Source organism: Streptococcus sp. HMSC065H07 (genome assembly GCF_001837325.1).
GTDB classification, from domain to species: Bacteria; Bacillota; Bacilli; order Lactobacillales; family Streptococcaceae; genus Streptococcus; species Streptococcus salivarius_H.
This window is the reverse complement of sequence record NZ_KV832034.1, coordinates 16,844-36,076: the sequence shown is the minus strand read 5'-3', so window position 1 is coordinate 36,076 and position 19,233 is coordinate 16,844. Positions and strand designations below refer to the sequence as shown.

Genomic DNA, 19,233 nt, shown 5'->3' with positions numbered 1-19,233 from the left:
CTCATGCGTTGGTTCGAATCCAGCTACCCCAGTTCTACTTGAGGGTAGAGACACAGATTATGGTCCGTTGGTCAAGGGGTTAAGACACCGCCTTTTCACGGCGGTAACACGGGTTCGAATCCCGTACGGACTATAAGTGCCAGCTAGAGAAAGCTGGTTTTTTTGTGTCCTTTTTGATAAAATAGAGGGGTTGACTGGCCTAGGCCAGACATTTTATACCACTTTAAAATCATAAATGACAAGACCTCGACCCGATGTAAAATGTTTGTTTTGTGATGGCTGTCAGATGAGGACAAATAATTCGTCGAGTCGTGGTTTCATTTGCATAAGAAAACATATAATAAGGAAATTCAATGACATACTATAACGTTGGAAAGATTGTGAATACACAGGGCTTGCAGGGGGAACTTCGTGTTTTGTCTGTAACAGATTTTGCGGATGAGCGTTTTAAGAAGAAGAGTGTCTTAGCCCTTTTTGATGACAAAGACAATTACATCATGGATGTTGAGATTGCGAGTCACCGTAAACATAAAAACTTTGATATCGTTAAGTTTAAGGGGCTTTACCATATCAATGATGTGGAGAAGTATAAGGGTTGTAACCTCAAGATTGCTGAGGAAAACCTAACAGACCTTGATGATGGGGAATTTTACTACCATGAAATCATTGGCCTTGATGTTTACGAAGGTGATACTTTGATTGGTCAGGTCAAAGAGATTCTCCAACCGGGTGCTAATGATGTTTGGGTAGTAAAACGTAAAGGTAAGAAAGATTTGCTCTTGCCATACATCCCACCTGTAGTTCTCGATGTTGATGTTGCAGCTGGTCGTATTGAGGTTGAGCTCATGGAAGGATTAGACGATGAAGATTGATATCTTGACCCTATTTCCAGATATGTTTGCTCCCTTAGAGCATTCCATTGTTGGTAAGGCAAAGGATAAGGGCCTTCTAGAAATCAACTATCACAATTTTCGTGAAAATGCTGAGAAGGCTCGTCACGTAGATGATGAACCTTACGGTGGCGGTCAAGGTATGTTGCTACGTGCCCAGCCAATTTTTGATACCTTTGACAAGTTAGACGTCACAAAACCTCGCGTTATTCTCTTAGATCCTGCGGGTCGTACCTTTGATCAGGCCTATGCAGAAGAATTGGCGCAAGAAGAGGAATTGGTCTTTATCTGTGGTCACTATGAGGGCTATGATGAGCGCATCAAAACCTTAGTGACGGATGAGATTTCCTTGGGAGATTTTGTCTTAACTGGGGGAGAGTTGGCTGCAATGACTATTGTAGATGCGACTGTCCGCTTGATTCCTGAAGTTTTAGGTAAGGAAGCTAGTCATAAGGATGATAGTTTCTCATCAGGGCTTTTGGAATTTCCACAGTACACGCGCCCAGCTGAGTTTCGTGGCATGAAGGTGCCAGATGTTCTCTTGTCAGGGCACCACGTCAATATTCGACGTTGGCGTATGGAACAGAGTTTGCGTAAGACCTGGGTGCGTCGACCAGACCTCTTGGAAAACTATGACTTTACGGATGAAGAACGTCAGATTTTAGAAGAGATAAAAGCAGAAGGGAAATAAAATGTCAGAAGAAAAGATTTACGATATTACCATTATCGGTGGTGGGCCAGTAGGACTTTGGGCTGCCTTTTACGCCGGTCTACGTGGTATGACTGTTAATATTATTGAGAGTCTGTCAGAGCTTGGTGGACAACCTGCCGTTCTCTATCCAGAGAAGAAGATCTACGATATTCCAGCCTTTCCGCAAACGACAGGTGCGGAATTGACAGAAAATCTCTTGACTCAACTTAAGCGTTTTGAAGATCGTGTCAGCATTCATTTGAAAGAAGAAGTGCAAACCTTTGAAAAGAAAGAAGGCATCTTCACAATTGCCACTAGTAAGGGCCAACACTTGTCTAAGGCTATCGTCATTGCCTGTGGAAATGGTGCCTTCGCTCCACGTCCTTTAGGTGTGGACAATGAAGAAGATTATGCGGATAATAACTTGTTCTATAATGTGCATAGCCTGGACCAATTTGCTGGCAAGAAGGTTGTGATTGCTGGGGGTGGCGATTCAGCCGTTGACTGGGCAAATCACTTGGATGGTATTGCTGAGAGTGTGACTTTGATTCACCGTCGTGATGCCTTTCGTGCCCATGAGCATAGTGTAGAGCTTCTTCATCAATCATCAGTTAATGTGATGACACCTTACGTACCCCTTGAAATCAAGGGTGAAAATGGTCTTGCTCAAAGTTTGACCGTCCAAAAAGTGAAGTCAGATGAAGTTGTGGAATTGCAGTTTGATGCCCTTATTGTTAGCTTTGGCTTCTCAACCAACAATAAAAACCTTCGTAACTGGAATGTTGACTTCAAACGCTCTAGCGTTACGGTCAATGCTCAGTTTGAAACTTCACAAGAAGGTGTTTACGCTATCGGTGATGCAGCAGAATATGAAGGTAAGATTGACTTGATTGCTGTGGGAATGGGTGAAGCCCCTATCGCTATCAACCAAGCTATCCAATATATTGATCCAGACGGTAAGAATCGTCCGGTTCACTCAACATCGTTAATTGAAGAATAATGTCAAAAGAAGGAAAGTCTCAAAAGAAGACTTTGTCTTCAATCTAAGGAGAGACTTGTCTCTCTTTTTTCATGTCTAAAAACGTGGTATAATACACCTATGGCTACAACGAAAAAAACGAAAAAAGGGTCGACTTCTAAGAACAGTAAGAAGCGGCTTACAAAAGCAGAATTAGACAGACAGAAGGCGATTAAGCGAATGCTATGGACCTTCTTTTTTGCCTTTGTTTTAATTTTCCCAGTCTTTCGATTGGGTTTCTTTGGGGTTACCCTCTATAATCTCTTTCGAGTATTTGTGGGGAGTATGGCTTATCCTTTAATTTTTGCTATCTATGTTTATCTCTTTGGCTTTAAATGGTTACGTAAACATAGTAACTACGTAACAGGATTTTGGATGATCTTCGCGGGTCTCTTGTTGGAGTTTCACGCCTATCTCTTTAGTCTAGAACGCATGAGTGGTCTGGATATTTTCCCTGGTACCAAGGACTTGCTTTTTGGGGAACTGGTCAGTGTGCAAGTAGCTCGTTTTGCGGGTGGTGGTATGTTGGGGGCTCTCCTATACCAACCGATTTCCTTCCTCTTTTCAAATATCGGTAGCTTCATGATTGGGGTATTGATTATTCTCTTGGGTGCTTTCATTCTTAGCCCTTGGGATGTCTTGGATATCATGGAGTATACTAAGGAAGCATGGCAGAAAGGGGCTGAGAAGCGTTTGGAACGGACGGCTCAACGTCAGGAAAAGAAGGCAGAACGTCAGGCTCAGAAAGAACGTGAGGCGGAAGAACGTGCCGAAGCCGAGCGTCTGGCTGATTTAACTGTTGACGAGGAGACGGGAGAAATCTTAGATGATGCCGCAGAGGAGTTACCACAAGAAACTGAGATTTTTGCATCTGAACCTGAAATCAGTGATTATGCCTCTGAGGATTACTATGATAATCTGCCTCCAGAGGATTATGAGGATTTCCAAGAAGATTATGCACCTTATCCAGAGGATGTGCCAAGCGATGAGTTTCCCCCATCTATGGTGGTTGAGGGAGATGACGCACCAGTCGAGGTTGATTTCACGCCTAAGGAACTCCTGCAGTATAAATTACCTCATATAGATCTCTTTGCACCTGATAAGCCTAAGAGTCAATCTAAAGAGAAGAACATCGTTCGAAAGAATATTCGAATCTTAGAAGATACCTTCAAGAGTTTCAATATTGATGTCAAGGTTGAGCGGGCTGAAATTGGACCGTCAGTGACCAAGTATGAGGTCAAGCCTGCTGTTGGGGTCCGTGTCAATCGCATTTCAAATTTAGCTGATGACTTAGCTCTGGCTCTAGCTGCGAAAGATGTCCGTATTGAGGCACCTATTCCTGGAAAATCTTTGGTTGGTATCGAAGTGCCTAACTCAGAGATTGCGACGGTTTCTTTCCGAGAACTATGGGAACAGTCCAAGACGGACCCTAATAAGCTCTTGGAAGTTCCTCTTGGTAAGGCGGTTGATGGTTCGGCTCGTAGCTTTGATTTGGGTCGGATGCCTCACTTACTGGTCGCTGGATCAACAGGTTCTGGTAAATCGGTTGCGGTTAACGGTATCATCTCTAGTATTCTTATGAAGGCTCGTCCTGACCAGGTGAAGTTCCTCATGGTCGATCCGAAGATGGTTGAACTTTCGGTTTACAATGATATTCCTCATCTCCTTATCCCTGTAGTGACCAACCCACGTAAGGCCGCCAAGGCTCTTCAAAAAGTGGTAGATGAGATGGAAAATCGTTACGAACTCTTTAGTAAGTTTGGCGTGCGTAACATTGCTGGCTACAATGCCAAGGTGGAAGATTGGAATGCCCAGTCGCAAGAAAAACAGATTCCCTTGCCTTTAATTGTGGTTATCGTTGATGAGTTGGCTGACTTGATGATGGTAGCTAGTAAGGAAGTGGAAGATGCTATTATTCGTTTGGGACAAAAAGCGCGTGCTGCGGGAATTCACATGATTCTCGCCACTCAACGTCCGTCGGTTGATGTGATCTCCGGTTTGATTAAGGCCAATGTGCCATCTCGTGTGGCCTTCGCCGTGTCTTCGGGAACAGATAGTCGTACCATTTTAGATGAAAATGGGGCAGAAAAGCTACTCGGACGTGGGGATATGCTTTTCAAACCGATTGATGAGAACCACCCTGTTCGTCTACAAGGTTCCTTCATCTCTGATGATGACGTGGAACGTATTGTGACCTTTATCAAGGATCAGGCTTCAGCTGACTATGATGAGAGCTTTGATCCTGGTGAAGTTTCTGAAAATGATTTTGGTGGAGGTTCCTCTGCCAATGGTGGTAGCTCAGAAGGTGACCCACTCTTTGAAGAGGCCAAGGCTTTGGTCCTTGAAACACAAAAAGCTAGTGCTTCCATGATTCAACGCCGTCTGTCAGTTGGTTTCAACCGTGCCACTCGTTTGATGGAAGAATTGGAAGAAGCAGGTGTTATCGGACCAGCTGAAGGTACCAAACCACGTAAGGTTTTGATGACTCAAGAATAATGGACTGGAAAGAGTCTCAAGCCTAGTTCTAAAGGAATTAAAATCGACAAAAGAAATGAGAAAAATGAGTGTTTTGCCATTTATTTTCTCATTCTTTTTTTATGTTCAAAATAGACCAAAAAATTGCAAAATATTCCATAAGAACGCTTACAAAACGAACATTTTTTGCTATAATAGGAGAAAAAGTGAGTAACAAAAACTAAGGAGTAAAAAATGGACAATTTATTAACCGTTCATTTTCATAGTATGCATGGCGACTATTCCAGATACAGTATGTGGAAGTGGCTAGATGGTTATTGGGGCGAAGAAGCCCATTTTTCACGTGAGGATGATTTTGGTCTTGTTGGTCAGGTTACTTCTCCCTCCAATCGTTTTATTGATTCTGTCAATCTTTTGGTCAAAACGGAAGACTGGTCGAGGCAAACACATGATTACCGTGTCCGACGCTTCCTAGGGGATGCTCCCAATGCTATTTGGATAGTTGAAGGTGATCCAACTGTTTATTATTCTAAACAGGCAGCCTTGACTAGCCATAGTTTCGAAGGTCGCGACCAGCATGCCTTTGATATGGCTCTCCGAAGACAGGAATTTGACCAGAAGTGGGGCTTTCAAGGTTGGTTAGGTCATAAGTATGAAAAAGGGGCCACAGAGTTTCGCCTTTGGTCACCTCTAGCTCGTCGTGTGCAGCTCTTACTTTTTAAAAAGGGCAGTAAAAATCCTAAGATCATTAAGATGAGCCGAGGAACCAGTGTCAATAAAGACCGTCATGAGATGAATACTCACGGTGTTTGGAGTGCCACTGTTAAAAAGGATTTGGATGGGGTAGCCTACCAGTTTCGTGTGTATCATGAGGAAAGTTTTTATCAGGATACGAGAGACCCCTACAGTATCGCCCTTAGCTTAGATAATAAAAAAAGTTTGGTGGTCAATCCACAGCGACTTGTTCCAAGAGGGTATGAAAAGGTTACCAAGCAAAAAGCGAGCTGGCGTAAGGCAAATGCTTGCTCATCCGTTATCTGTGAGATGCACCTCCGTGACTTCTCAATCTCAGAGACATCTGGTGTTAAGAAGTCCTATAGAGGAACCTATCTAGGTGCTTGTCAGAAAGGGACTAGAAATGCCCATGGAGATTTGACTGGTTTTGATTACCTCAAACGTATGGGCTACAACTATGTCCAACTGCAACCAGTCTTTGATCACCATAAAACCTATGATAAAGGTGGGAAGCTTCTCTACAACTGGGGGTACGATCCTGAAAATTACAATGTTCCGGATCGTCAGTTTGCTGCTGATCAAAAGAATCCCGTGGCACCAATTTTAGAGCTTAAGAAAATGATTCAGGCCTACCATGAAGCAGGAATAGGGGTTATCATGGATGTGGTTTATAACCATACTTACTCATCTTACAGCTCTCCTTTCCAACTATCTGTGCCGGCTTATTACTACCGTATGCATGACAATGGGTCTTTCCAAGATGGATCAGGCTGTGGAAATGAGACAGCCAGTGAAAAGGAAATGTACCGTAAGTATATGATTGATTCCTTAACCTATTGGGCAGAAGAATTTGGAGTGGATGGTTTTCGTTTTGACCTTATGGGCTTACATGATGTTGCTACGATGAATGCCATTCGTTCGGCCATGGATGATATTGATCCTAGGATCCTTCTTTATGGTGAAGGATGGGATATGGGAATTGGACTTCCTGTAGACCAAAAGGGCAAGAAGGATAATGCAGCCTTGATGCCTAGAATCGGATTTTTCAATGACAATGCGCGTGACGCGGTCAAGGGGGCAGAGGTCTATGGGTACATCAATAACGGCTATGTGTCTGGAGCCCCATTGGAAGACCAGATTGCCAAGAGTCTGCTTGGTAGCCGTGGTTTTGTAAACTACCTCATGCCAGGTCAGGTCCTCAACTATATCGAAGCGCACGACAACTACAATTTGAATGACCTTATGCATCATTTGCATCCACATGATTCGCCAGAAGATATTGAAAAACGTATTTACTTGGCAAATGCTCTTAATCTAAGTATGCAAGGGATGTGTTTCATGCAGTTGGGACAAGAATTCCAGCGTAGTAAGATGGTTGCAACAGGTGAAGATGGAAATTACACGGAAGCGGATGTTAAGCGTGCCATGAATAGCTACAATGCCCCTGATGCTGTTAATCAGGTGGATTGGAATCAAGTGACTCTTAAGAAAGACTTGGTTGCTAAAGTTGCCAAATTAATTGAGCGTAAGCAAACCGTACAAGAATTTTCATATCGTTCATATGCAGATATTTACGATAATCTCTATGTCGCAAAAGCTGAGTACGATTCAGGTATTGTTGAATTACATATTTCTGGAAAATTACGTAAGACTTTTGTGTTCGATAATATGAAAAAAGATTTGGAGATTTACTGACAAGAATGTCAAAAAATGTTATAATACAGTAAACGCTTACATAAGTGGTTTTGTTTACTTGTAAGCCCTATCGGTCTGAAGGGTTTTCTAGTGTATTTACATATATTTCAATGTTTTAATTTCTTGATAGTTAGAACTATCAAGGCTAGTTTAAGAAAGGAGTGATGGTATGAATCTCGATGAAGCCATGTACACATTTGGAACAGGTGAGAACTTCCACCTTCAGAATTATTTGGGTGTGCATGAATTAGAGGGAGAAGAAGGTTTTATCTTCCGTGTGTGGGCCCCTCATGCTGAGCAGATTCAGGTAATTGGAGATTTCACAGGTTGGTTTGATGAACCTCTGGATATGACCAAAAACCATATCGGTGTTTGGGAGGCGACTTCAGCTCTCCCAGAGGAAGGACAACTCTATAAGTTCTTGGTGAAACGTAAGGGAGGTCAAGTCGTCGAAAAGATGGATCCTTTTGCGACTTACTTAGAGCCTCGTCCTGGAACAGGAGCTGTGATTCGTAAGAAGAAAACTAAGAAGTGGAAGGATGGCCTTTGGATGGGTCGTCGTAAACGCTTTGGTTTCCAAAAACGTCCGGTTAATATCTATGAAGCTCATGCATCATCTTGGAAACTAAAAGAGGATGGTCAACCTTATACTTTCAAAGAATTGAAAGAAGAGTTGATTCCATATTTGGTTGAGATGAACTATACTCACGTGGAATTCATGCCACTCATGGCTCATCCTCTTGGGATGAGTTGGGGTTACCAGCTTATGGGTTACTTTGCTTTTGAGCATACCTATGGCACACCAGAAGAATTTCAAGATTTCGTAGAAGCATGTCACCAGAATAATATAGGTGTCTTGGTAGACTGGGTCCCAGGTCACTATACACAAAATGACGATGCTTTAGCCTACTTTGATGGTACACCAACTTTCGAATATCAGGATCACGATCGAGCTCATAACTATCGTTGGGGAGCGTTGAACTTTGACTTAGGAAAAAATCAAGTACAGTCTTTCCTTATTTCAAGTGCTCTTTACTGGATTGAAAATTATCATATCGATGGTATCCGAGTGGATGCAGTTTCAAACATGCTCTATTTGGACTATGATGAGGGTCCATGGATGCCAAACAAGGACGGTGGTAACCGTAACTTGGAAGGCTATGGCTTCCTTCAAAAACTCAATCGTGAGATTAAAAAACGCTATCCAGATGTCATGATGGTTGCGGAAGAATCAACTGCAGCAACACCAATTACACAACCGATTGAAGAGGGTGGTCTAGGTTTCGACTTCAAATGGAATATGGGTTGGATGAACGATATCCTCAAATTCTACGAAGAAGATCCAGTTTACCGTCAGTACGATTTCAATCTGATGACCTTTAGTTTCATGTATTGCTTCAATGAAAACTATGTTCTACCTTTCTCACATGATGAAGTAGTTCATGGTAAGAAGAGTATGATGCATAAGATGTGGGGGGACCGCTACAATCAGTTTGCTGGCCTACGTAACCTCTATGCTTATCAACTCTGTCACCCAGGTAAGAAATTGCTCTTCATGGGATCTGAATTTGGTCAGTTCTTAGAGTGGAAATATGATTACCAACTGGAATGGGGAAATCTTGAAGATGAGATGAACCAGAAGATGCAGGCCTTCACTAGCCATATGAATGGTTTCTACAAGGACCATAAATCTCTCTGGCAGATTGATGATTCTTACGATGGTATTGAAATTATCGATGCGGATAACCGTGCTGAAAGTGTGCTTTCCTTCATTCGTAAGGATGACAAAGGCGATAAGGGTGACTTCCTTGTCTGTGTCTTCAACCTAGCTCCAGTGGAACGTCAAGACTTCACTATTGGATTGCCAGTCGCTGGTATTTATCAAGAAGTACTTAACACTGAGATGGAAGAATTCGGTGGTGTCTGGAAAGAAGGAAATCCTGAAACTCGTACCCAAAAGGCGAAGTGGAAGGATTATGAAAATACCCTTAGCTTCACATTGCCAGCTCTTGGAGCAAGTATCTGGCGTGTTAAACGTCGCTTGAAATAAAGGGTAGAATTAAACGTGTACACGATTTGTTTTTCAGGGATGATAGCAAGAAAGTCACGGTTGAAAGAAGCTTTCTGACGCCCAAACTATTGCCACACTGAGAAACTTACTTTAATTGTCATAATCAGTTTCGGCTGATTGTCTAACATCCTTTTGAGGATGAAACTAAAAATCATGAGGGGGACTATTCATGAAAAATGAAATGTTGGCTTTGATCCTTGCTGGTGGGCAAGGAACTCGTCTTGGAAAATTGACCCAAAGTATTGCCAAACCAGCTGTTCAGTTTGGTGGACGCTACCGTATCATTGACTTTGGTTTGTCAAACTGTGCCAATTCAGGAATTAACAATGTAGGTGTCATTACACAGTATCAACCACTTGCTTTGAACAATCATATCGGTAATGGTTCAAGTTGGGGATTGGATGGTGTTAACTCTGGTGTATCAATTCTTCAACCTTACTCAGCTAGCGAAGGTAATCGTTGGTTTGAAGGTACCAGCCACGCTATTTATCAAAACATTGAGTATATCGATAGCATCAATCCTGAATATGTTTTGATTTTGTCTGGTGACCATATTTACAAGATGGACTATGATGATATGCTCCAATCTCACAAAGATAACAACGCAAGTCTTACTGTCGCCGTTCTTGATGTGCCACTTAAAGAAGCTAGCCGTTTCGGTATCATGAACACTGATGCTAATAACCGTATTGTTGAGTTCGAAGAAAAACCTGAAAACCCTAAATCTACGAAAGCATCAATGGGTATTTACATCTTTGATTGGAAACGTCTTCGCAATATGTTAGTATCAGCTGAAAAGAGTTCAGTTGATATGTCAGACTTTGGTAAGAACGTTATCCCAGCTTATCTTGAAACAGGTGAAAGCGTCTTTGCTTATGAATTTGAAGGCTATTGGAAAGACGTAGGTACTATCGAATCCCTTTGGGAAGCAAATATGGAGTACATTTCTCCTGAAAATGCCTTGGATAGTCGTAACCGTCAATGGAAAATTTACTCACGTAACGTGATTGCTCCACCAAACTTCTTTGGTGAGAATGCTCATGTTGAAGATTCACTCGTTGTTGATGGATGTTTGGTTGATGGAACTGTTAAACATTCTGTGCTTGCAACAAATACACAAATTCGTGAAGGGGCAGTCGTTGAAGATTCAGTGATTATGAGTGGTGCAATTATTGGTAAAGGTGCAAAAATTAAACGAGCTATTATCGGTGAAGGTGCACACATTTCCGATGGTGTGGAAATTGACGGTACAGAAGAAGTGCAAGTCGTAGGATACAATGAAGTAGTGGGGGTACCAAAAGATGAAGATTGATAAATATTCTGCAATTCTAGGAAATACCGTAGGATTCCATGACATGGGTGGTTTGACTGAGCACCGTCCTATTGCCAGCCTACCATTTGGCGGAAAATATCGCCTCATCGACTTCCCGTTGTCTAACTTGGCTAATGCTGGTATCCGTAGCGTCTTCGGAATCTTCCAAAACGAAAACATCAGTTCTGTCTTCGACCATATTCGTTCAGGTCGTGAGTGGGGCTTGTCTACTCTTCTCAGTCACTACTACCTTGGTATTTACAATACTCCTGTTGAAAGCTCAACTGTTGATGAGGAATACTATCGTCAAATTTTGACTTACCTTAAACGTTCAGGCTCAGATCAGACTGTAGCTCTTAACAGTGATGTTTTGGTCAACATTGATCTTAACCAAGTTTTCCACCTTCACAATACAACAAAACCAAAAGTTACTGTGGTCTACAAAAAACTTCCTAAAGAACTCATTTCAGATGTAAACAGCGTTTTAGAAATTGATGACTCTGACAAAGTGCTTGGTCATGAGCTCTTCCAGGGTGGCGATAAAGAAGTTTACAATATGTCTACAGACATCTTTGTTGTGGATACACCATTCTTGATTGAAAAATTGGAAGAAGAAGCAGCTAAAGAAGAACCTCGTAAGCTTCGTTATGTACTTCGTGATTTGGCAGTTGCTGAAAATGCTTTTGCTTACGAGTACACTGGTTACCTTTCAAATATCCACTCAGTAAAAGCGTACTTTGATGCTAACTTGGATATGCTGGAATCACAAAAATTCTATAAACTTTTTGCACCAAACCAAAAAGTTTATACAAAAGTTAAAAATGAAGAGCCAACATACTATGCAGACTCTTCTGAAGTTAAGCTTTCACAATTTGCATCTGGTTCGATTGTTCGAGGTAAAGTTGAGAACTCAATGATTTCACGTAATGTTGACTTTTCTGAAGGTTCTAGTGTTAGCCATTCAATTATCTTCCCACGTGTTAAAGTTGCTAAAGGCGCAACAGTTGAATATGCTATTGTGGATAAAGGTGTTGAAATCGCTGAAGGTGTTACGGTTCGCGGTACAGAAAACAACCCAGTTGTCATCAAAAAAGGTAGCGTTGTAACAGAGGATATTGTACGATGAAAATTTTATTTGTAGCAGCAGAGGGTGCACCTTTCGCTAAAACTGGCGGTTTGGGTGACGTTATCGGTGCTCTTCCTAAATCTCTAGTCAAAAATGGTCACGAAGTTGCCGTAATTCTCCCATATTATGATGTGGTTTCGGCTAAATTTGGCGATCAGGTTGAAGACATTGGCTTCTTCTATACAAATGTTGGTTGGCGTCGTCAATATGTCGGCATCAAGAAAATTGTCCGTGATGGTGTGACCTTCTTCTTCATTGATAATGAGCAGTATTTCAACCGCGGTACGGTATACGGTGAGTGGGATGATGGTGAGCGTTTTGGCTTCTTCCAAATGGCTGCCCTTGAGTTGATGGAAAAAGTGGACTTTATTCCAGATATTCTCCATGTTCATGACTACCACACAGCCATGATTCCATTCCTTCTTAAGGAAAAATACCATTGGATTCAAGCTTACCAAGGTATTAGAACAGTCTTCACTATCCATAATATTGAGTTCCAAGGTCAATTTGACAGTGGTATGCTTTGGGAAATCTTCGGTGTTGGTTACGAGCGTTATGCAGACGGTACGCTCCGTTGGAATGACTGCCTCAACTGGATGAAAGCAGCCGTTCTTTATGCAGATCGTGTAACAACAGTTTCTCCATCTTATGCTGGTGAAATTCAAACACCTGAATTTGGTAAAGGTCTTGATCAAATCATGCGCATGGAATCTGGTAAGTTGTCTGGTATTGTTAATGGTATCGATACGGACCTCCTTGATCCAGAAACAGATACTCACATTCCTTACCACTTCTCAGTGGATGATTTGTCAGGTAAGGCCAAAGACAAGGCAGCTCTTCAAGAACGTGTTGGTCTCCCAGTTCGCGAAGACGTTCCATTGATTGGTATTGTGTCACGTTTGACTGACCAAAAAGGTTTCGATTTGGTTGTCAACGAACTTCACAACATCTTGCAACATGATGTTCAGATTGTTCTTTTGGGTACTGGTTACAGCGACTATGAGAACTCTTTCTCTTGGTTCGGTCACGCTTACCCAGAAAAAATGTCTGCCAACATTACCTTCAACCTAGAGTTGGCTCAACAAATTTATGCTGGTTGTGACATTTTCCTTATGCCTTCAGCCTTTGAACCATGTGGCCTCTCTCAAATGATGTCTATGCGCTATGGTACCTTGCCAGTGGTTAGCGAGGTTGGTGGTCTTCGTGATACTGTTGAACCATACAACCCTGTGACAGGCTCAGGTACAGGATTCTCATTTGGTAACTTCTCAGGTTACTGGATGGTTCAAACCCTTGAAAAAGCTCTCGATGTTTACGAAAACAATGCTGATGCTTGGAAACAACTCCAGCACAATGCTATGACACGTGACTTCTCATGGGATACAGCAAGTTTGGCATATGTTGATTTGTACAAACAATTAGTATAATTGCAAAGATAACTTTTCTCGCAAGGGAAAAGTTATCTTCGTGTAAAGCGTTTGAAAACGCTTCTATATAATCTTGACAAAAGTCAGGATAGCATCTCTCAATCTTGCTGATAAAGCAATGAAAGAGAAGATATCTAAAAATCTGAATAGAAGACTAACTCTAATCATGTTATAATAAACCTGACTGTTTTGACAGTTTTGTAAATAAAGATTTTGAAATATCTGTTTCGAATCTTGATTGGCAAGGTTTGGAAGTTTGAGGAAAATTTCCAATTCCCTCTTATCTGAATATTCACTCTATAAGATGTGTATCAAAGGTATAGAAGTATAAGAAAGGATTTCTATGCAAGTCGAAAATTTAACAAAAGAACAATTTATCCGTGATTTTAAAGACACGCTCCATCATGAGCAGTTGATTAAAGTGGCTAAGGCTACACCAACTGAAATTTTCACAGCCTTGGCTGGTTTGATTCGTAAGTATTACACTGACACATGGATTGAACGTAACCATGCGCTTTCAGACAATCAAGAAAAGATTGCTTTCTACTTCTCAATCGAATTCCTTCCAGGTCGTATGTTGGAAACTAACCTCCTCAACCTTGGTATTCTTGACCTTGTTAAAGAAGGTTTCGCAGAACTTGACATCGACTTCCGTGAAGTAGTAGAAGCTGAGCATGATATGGCACTTGGTAACGGCGGTCTTGGTCGTTTGGCTGCTGCCTTCATGGATTCGCTTGCAACTACTGGTTATCCAGGTTTTGGTAATGGTCTTCGTTACCGTTATGGACTGTTCAAACAACGTATTGTTGACGGTTACCAAGTAGAGCTACCAGATGGTTGGTTTGGTTCAACAGGAAATGTTTGGGAAACGCGTAAAGACCATGATATTGTCTATGTAAAACTCTTTGGTGATGTTGTCCTTGAAAGTGACGAAGATGGTCGTTTTGTTCCAACTTATAAGAATGCTCAAGTTCTTCGTGCTGTGCCTTACGATGTGCCACAAATCGGTTATCAAAATGGTGTGATTAACAACCTTCGTCTTTGGGATGTTGAAATTCCTGAAGAATACGAATTGGATTACCCTACTCTTGAAGCTCGACGTCGTGTGAAAGATATTACAGCCATTCTTTATCCAGATGATACAACGATTGAAGGTAAAGAATTGCGTTTGGTTCAGGAATACTTCATGACAAGTGCAGGTCTCCAAACCATTATCAAATCATACCTCAAGATGGGCTTGCCATTGAAAGATATCCACGAAAAGGTATCTGTTCACATCAATGATACTCACCCTGCGGTTGCACCAGCTGAATTCATGCGTCTCCTCCTTGATGAATACGGTCTTTCATGGGAAGATGCTTGGAATGCGACTGTTAAGACCATGAGCTACACTAACCACACTATTCTTCAAGAAGCCCTTGAAAAATGGGATCAACAGCTCTTCAAACGTGTTCTCCCACGTGTTTACCAAATCATCTTGGAAATCGATAACCGTTATGTAGCTGCAATGGCTGGACGTGGTGTTGCTGCAGATGTTATCGAACGCACTCGTATCGTGAAGGATAACCAAGTGCATATGGCTAACTTGGCGATTATTGGTGGTCACTCAGTCAACGGGGTTGCCAAACTCCACACAGAACTTCTTAAAGAAGATACCCTTCACGACTTCTATACTATTTATCCTGAAAAATTCAATAACAAGACAAATGGTATCGTTCAACGTCGTTGGACACAAATTGCAGCTCCTGAACTTTCAGCAGCAATTGATGACGTGATTGGTAACGGTTGGCGTAACGACATCCATGAGCTTGAAAATCTTACAACCTACTTGGATTACAAGGAAGTATTGAACCAGTTCTATCAAGTTAAGAAAACTGCTAAACAACGTTTGGCAGACTATATCAAGGAAACAACTGGCGTAGAAGTGTCTACAGATGCTATCTTTGATGTTCAAGTGAAACGTCTTCACGCGTACAAACGTCAATTGCTTAACCTTCTTCATATCATCAAACTTTATTGGGACCTTAAAGATAACCCAGATAAAGACATGGTACCTCGTGTATTCATCTTTGGTGCCAAAGCTGCGCCTGGTTATCACTTCGCAAAATCAGTTATTAAACTCATCAACGAAGTTGCCAACCTTGTTAACAATGATGAAAGCCTTCAAGGAAAACTTAAAGTTGTCTTCCTTGAAAACTACCGTGTCAGTCTTGCGGAACTTATCATTCCAGCAGCTGATGTCTCTGAGCAAATCTCATTGGCTTCTAAAGAAGCATCTGGTACATCAAACATGAAATTCATGATGACTGGTGCTATTACCTTGGCAACACTTGACGGTGCCAACATTGAAATCAAGGATGAAGTAGGCGATGAGAATGTTGTCATCTTTGGTATGGACAAGGACGAAGTTTATGAACACTATGCACGTCACGATTACTACTCTCGTGCAGTTTATGAGAATAACCAAGTCGTTCGTCGTGTCGTTGATACCTTTGTTAACGGTACGATTCCAAATGCTCAAGCTGAAGGTACTGAAATCTATGAAGCCCTCATCACCCACAACGATGAGTACTTCCTCTTGGAAGACTTCGCCGCTTATGTAGAAGCTCAAGAGAAAATCGATGCGCTTTATCGTGATCATGACAAGTGGGCACGCATGAGCTTGGCAAATATTGCTAAATCTCATAAGTTCACTTCAGATGATACGATTACAGAATACGCTAAAGAAATTTGGGAATTGAAAAAATAAGCGATAGCTTATGAATCACAAAAAGACAAAGGCTAGAAATGGTCGTTGTCTTTTTATTTTTTTAGAAGAGGGGTGTCATAGACAGCAAAAAAGCATTTATAAATGGCAGGAGAAGTTTATCTGTAGATCTATCATATCCCTTGAAACTTGCACTTGCTTATCAAGGTGTTATAATAACCTATAGGTATAAGCATCAAAAAGGGGGAAAATACATGGCTTTACGCAGCCAATTAATTACTAAGGAGTTTCCAGAATTAGATAGGGTAGAGCGCTTAAATAACGAGGCCTTCCCAGAAGAAGAACGTATTCCATTAAGTGAGTTTTTACAATTGGATGGTCGTGATGATTATCATTTCTTTGCCTTTTATGACGAGGATGATTTTGTTGGATTTGCCTCAGTTCTCTACAATGCCAAAGTTTTTTATGTGAGTTTCTTTGCCATCGTTCCTCAAATGCGGAGTCATGGCTACGGAAGTGAGATTATTGATAAACTGGTGGACTTTTATGGACCATCTCGGTCTATGGTCTTGGAAGTAGAGCGCTTGGATGAACCAAATGACAATCCTGAGCAACGTGAGGCACGTTGGGATTTCTATAAGCGTAATGGGTTCAAGACTTCCAATGCTTTCTTGGAATATGAAGGTTTGAGTTTTGAGATTCTCTATCGTGGAGATCACTTTGACGAAGAAGCCTACAGAGAGATATTCCGCAAACTTCAGGAAAATGCTTATTTTGACTTCAGTATTAAACATCGTCGCTTGAGTGATTTATAAACAATCAAACCAAACAGGTCTTAGTCGACCTGTTTTTTCATTTGTTTTCAGCGTTTGCCAATCGTTTTCAGAATATTTTGTCGTCCTATGCTATAATGGAAGTATTATGAAGAAAGTAATTTTACAGTATCTGGCAAGTGCTCTGACTGTAATCCTTATACTTGGTCTTGTGGTTTTCAACAGACAGCGAAATCACTCTCTGGTAAAGAAGGTCAAAAACCCTGAGATTTCCTATATCTATAAGGATTCTTTGGAAAATCTAGATAGACTGGCCCTTAGTCAGGCTGGGATTATACAATCCTATCAACTCGATTCTTTGTCTGTTAGGAAGGAAGATGGAAAGATTCACCTCGTTCTCCATATCAATCATTCCTATGATATGCAGGTAAATCTTGTCCTAAAGTCTGATATCTATGGTGATTTATCTGTGGTTCAAGCGACGCCATCAAAGGCTTTGAAGCTCGCCTTGGAGGACGAATCTTATCAGAAACGGTTGACCTTGATTTCACAAAAAGCAGATGCTATTATATCTCGTGATCACTGGGATCAAGGCATTAAACCGGCCTATGTGGCTCAGGTCAGAAGTAAGATGAAGAAGACTTCTTTGAACCAGTTGGAAAAGGTTCTGCAAGAAATTGATCAAGAAAGTAAGGAAGTGGGCTCCGATACCTATACGGCCTTTTTCCAAGCTTCTCAACTGCCTAATCATGACAAGCTCAATTTGGTTATGGAGCACATGCAGGTTTATGTGGATAAGTACCAGTTTCTCCAGTTAGGGAAGTCAGGTTATAAATTTTCCAAAAAGCTAGAGCCAACCAGCGCTTTTTACAGTTACTTCCGTGAGGCTATTATGGAGACCTATCAGACGGATCTAGGGCTTGGAGTAGATGAGTTAGGTATCAAGCTCCACCTTTTTAGGTCTTGGATTGATAAGCAGTCCATGGACTATATTAGGACCAACTACAAGGGCAAGACGGATTTTGACAAGCTTCTGGCTTACAGCAAGGACAAGAAGATTAAGTTGGATTATACTACAGGTGCTTCTTACCATAATCGAAGCTTGGGAGACTTTACCTATCCAGAGAACATGAAAATTCAGCTACCTCAGACCAGTGTCATGGGACCTTACGGTGTCAGCAATTCCCGCTTTATTGAATTTATTGTCAATATGGATACAGGGAAATTTGTTTCTGAGTGGAATGTCTACAAGAAAAGGAAAGACGGTAGTATCGACTCTAATCCTAAGCATTACAAGATTGAAGATGGTGCTGACATTGCTGATACGGATTCTGCTAACTACGGCCTATCTAAGGGGTTAAATGCTGACTTACCAGCCTATCTCAATAATAGCCATACCTATCTCGATGTTCGTCACCCTGCGGATAATGCGATTAGACGCAAGATGGTTAGAAAGTGGAAAAATGCCAAGAATGTCTTAAATGGTGGGCGCTATGCTGATATTGTTAAAAAAGGAGGCTTGAAAGATCTTGAAACATGGAGACAAGTTAAAGCTGAAGACCGCCTCCAGGTCTACAATGCTTACCTTGATTATATTCGCTCTCATCTTGTGCTTAATGGGTTTGACAGCTTTTACCAAGAAACCTACAACCCCCAAGGTGGAGACAAAAAAGACTGAAACCCTTGATAGTGTTCTTGTCGCTAAAAATTTCTATCGTGTAAGGGATGCCTATGCCATCAAGCTCTACGGGCAGGATGAGGGGATGTCCTTTGATGTGGCTGGTCAGAGACTCTTTGGGTCAAATATTGCTATTAAAGATGGTCTGTTATATGGCTCCAGTCTTGGAGATTTGACCATTGAGGCTTATTTTCAGGGGGAGGCGTCCTACCTTTTAGAGGCCACCCAGAAGCTCCCAGTGGACAAAAATCGTATCAAGGCTAATCACTATAGTCAGGACATCGTTCTGAATAACGTTTGGTCTAGTCTGGAAAGTCAAGAAACCTCCAACAGTATCATCACTCAGTTTCAGGATAAGACCTTGCTTAAGCTGCGCATCAGCTACAACAAGGATTTCCTTCCGACTAAGATTCAAGGTTTTTACAATAGCCAAACCTTTAATGGCTGGCGGGACCTATTTTATATAGATTACCCATATAGTGATCAGGAAGCCTTCAATCAGGCTCAAGATGCCTATATACAACACATCCAGTACATGGAAACGCATCCTGAGGAAGAAGCAGGAGAGTTTGGTTAATAAAGCAAAATCACCTTTATCTCGAGATAAAGGTGATTTGTTTGTTCCTAAGAATTAG

At 41.5% G+C, this 19,233-nt stretch carries 13 protein-coding genes and 1 tRNA gene; all 14 read left to right on the top strand.

All coding sequences use genetic code 11. The features are described from left to right. Nucleotides 1-61: 61 nt before the first annotated feature. The 14 genes from HMPREF2637_RS05745 (at nt 62) to HMPREF2637_RS05680 (ending at nt 19,175) form a co-directional block, all read left to right on the top strand. Nucleotides 62-133 (top strand) — tRNA-Glu (locus tag HMPREF2637_RS05745). Nucleotides 134-353: 220 nt separating this feature from the next. After that, nucleotides 354-872 carry a ribosome maturation factor RimM gene (rimM, locus tag HMPREF2637_RS05740; protein WP_060972851.1) on the top strand — a complete coding sequence of 173 codons (519 nt, stop codon included), beginning with the start codon at nt 354-356 and terminating at the stop codon, nt 870-872. After that, complete coding sequence (gene trmD, locus HMPREF2637_RS05735; RefSeq protein ID WP_070839597.1) at nt 862-1,581, top strand: tRNA (guanosine(37)-N1)-methyltransferase TrmD; 720 nt, start codon at nt 862-864, stop codon at nt 1,579-1,581. Before rimM ends, trmD begins: the two co-directional genes overlap by 11 nt. 1 nt (nt 1,582) lies before the next feature. Continuing rightward, a complete protein-coding gene (locus HMPREF2637_RS05730) occupies nt 1,583-2,581 on the top strand; it encodes an NAD(P)/FAD-dependent oxidoreductase (protein ID WP_070839595.1) in 999 nt (332 codons plus the stop codon). 99 nt (nt 2,582-2,680) lie between these two features. Next, entirely contained in the window at nt 2,681-5,095 is a 2,415-nt protein-coding gene (locus HMPREF2637_RS05725; protein ID WP_070839592.1) for a DNA translocase FtsK, read from the top strand. Between the two features lie 213 nt (nt 5,096-5,308). After that, the gene (pulA, locus tag HMPREF2637_RS05720; protein WP_014634806.1) at nt 5,309-7,504 is read left to right on the top strand and encodes a type I pullulanase; all 2,196 of its coding nucleotides are present in this window, start codon (nt 5,309-5,311) and stop codon (nt 7,502-7,504) included. A gap of 169 nt (nt 7,505-7,673) precedes the next feature. Beyond that, nucleotides 7,674-9,554 (top strand): 1,4-alpha-glucan branching protein GlgB, encoded by a 1,881-nt coding sequence (gene glgB, locus HMPREF2637_RS05715; RefSeq protein WP_064524097.1) that lies wholly within the window; start codon nt 7,674-7,676, stop codon nt 9,552-9,554. 190 nt (nt 9,555-9,744) lie between these two features. Beyond that, nucleotides 9,745-10,887, top strand: coding sequence for a glucose-1-phosphate adenylyltransferase (locus HMPREF2637_RS05710; protein ID WP_037601791.1), 1,143 nt, complete (start codon nt 9,745-9,747; stop codon nt 10,885-10,887). Next, on the top strand, nt 10,877-12,013 hold the full coding sequence (gene glgD, locus HMPREF2637_RS05705) for a glucose-1-phosphate adenylyltransferase subunit GlgD (protein WP_064524095.1): 1,137 nt from the start codon (nt 10,877-10,879) through the stop codon (nt 12,011-12,013). The genes HMPREF2637_RS05710 and glgD overlap by 11 nt, the downstream gene beginning before the upstream one ends. Then, on the top strand, nt 12,010-13,440 hold the full coding sequence (gene glgA / locus HMPREF2637_RS05700; RefSeq protein ID WP_064524093.1) for a glycogen synthase GlgA: 1,431 nt from the start codon (nt 12,010-12,012) through the stop codon (nt 13,438-13,440). Before glgD ends, glgA begins: the two co-directional genes overlap by 4 nt. 343 nt (nt 13,441-13,783) lie before the next feature. Further along, nucleotides 13,784-16,189 carry a glycogen/starch/alpha-glucan phosphorylase gene (locus HMPREF2637_RS05695; protein WP_064524091.1) on the top strand — a complete coding sequence of 802 codons (2,406 nt, stop codon included), beginning with the start codon at nt 13,784-13,786 and terminating at the stop codon, nt 16,187-16,189. A 212-nt stretch (nt 16,190-16,401) separates the two neighbouring features. Then, nucleotides 16,402-16,962: a GNAT family N-acetyltransferase gene (locus HMPREF2637_RS05690; protein ID WP_022496317.1), complete on the top strand. Its 561-nt coding sequence runs from the start codon at nt 16,402-16,404 to the stop codon at nt 16,960-16,962. A 106-nt stretch (nt 16,963-17,068) separates the two neighbouring features. Continuing rightward, the gene (locus HMPREF2637_RS05685) at nt 17,069-18,598 is read left to right on the top strand and encodes a DUF1310 family protein (RefSeq protein ID WP_064524089.1); all 1,530 of its coding nucleotides are present in this window, start codon (nt 17,069-17,071) and stop codon (nt 18,596-18,598) included. Then, nucleotides 18,579-19,175 (top strand): hypothetical protein, encoded by a 597-nt coding sequence (locus HMPREF2637_RS05680; RefSeq protein ID WP_064524087.1) that lies wholly within the window; start codon nt 18,579-18,581, stop codon nt 19,173-19,175. The genes HMPREF2637_RS05685 and HMPREF2637_RS05680 overlap by 20 nt, the downstream gene beginning before the upstream one ends. Nucleotides 19,176-19,233: the final 58 nt, after the last annotated feature.

Bases quoted from the DNA above. Each gene is read 5' to 3' on its own strand.
- rimM (WP_060972851.1), top strand. From the start codon at position 354: ATGACATACTATAACGTTGGAAAGATTGTGAATACACAGGGCTTGCAG.
- trmD (WP_070839597.1), top strand. From the start codon at position 862: ATGAAGATTGATATCTTGACCCTATTTCCAGATATGTTTGCTCCCTTA.
- HMPREF2637_RS05730 (WP_070839595.1), top strand. From the start codon at position 1,583: ATGTCAGAAGAAAAGATTTACGATATTACCATTATCGGTGGTGGGCCA.
- HMPREF2637_RS05725 (WP_070839592.1), top strand. From the start codon at position 2,681: ATGGCTACAACGAAAAAAACGAAAAAAGGGTCGACTTCTAAGAACAGT.
- pulA (WP_014634806.1), top strand. From the start codon at position 5,309: ATGGACAATTTATTAACCGTTCATTTTCATAGTATGCATGGCGACTAT.
- glgB (WP_064524097.1), top strand. From the start codon at position 7,674: ATGAATCTCGATGAAGCCATGTACACATTTGGAACAGGTGAGAACTTC.
- HMPREF2637_RS05710 (WP_037601791.1), top strand. From the start codon at position 9,745: ATGAAAAATGAAATGTTGGCTTTGATCCTTGCTGGTGGGCAAGGAACT.
- glgD (WP_064524095.1), top strand. From the start codon at position 10,877: ATGAAGATTGATAAATATTCTGCAATTCTAGGAAATACCGTAGGATTC.
- glgA (WP_064524093.1), top strand. From the start codon at position 12,010: ATGAAAATTTTATTTGTAGCAGCAGAGGGTGCACCTTTCGCTAAAACT.
- HMPREF2637_RS05695 (WP_064524091.1), top strand. From the start codon at position 13,784: ATGCAAGTCGAAAATTTAACAAAAGAACAATTTATCCGTGATTTTAAA.
- HMPREF2637_RS05690 (WP_022496317.1), top strand. From the start codon at position 16,402: ATGGCTTTACGCAGCCAATTAATTACTAAGGAGTTTCCAGAATTAGAT.
- HMPREF2637_RS05685 (WP_064524089.1), top strand. From the start codon at position 17,069: ATGAAGAAAGTAATTTTACAGTATCTGGCAAGTGCTCTGACTGTAATC.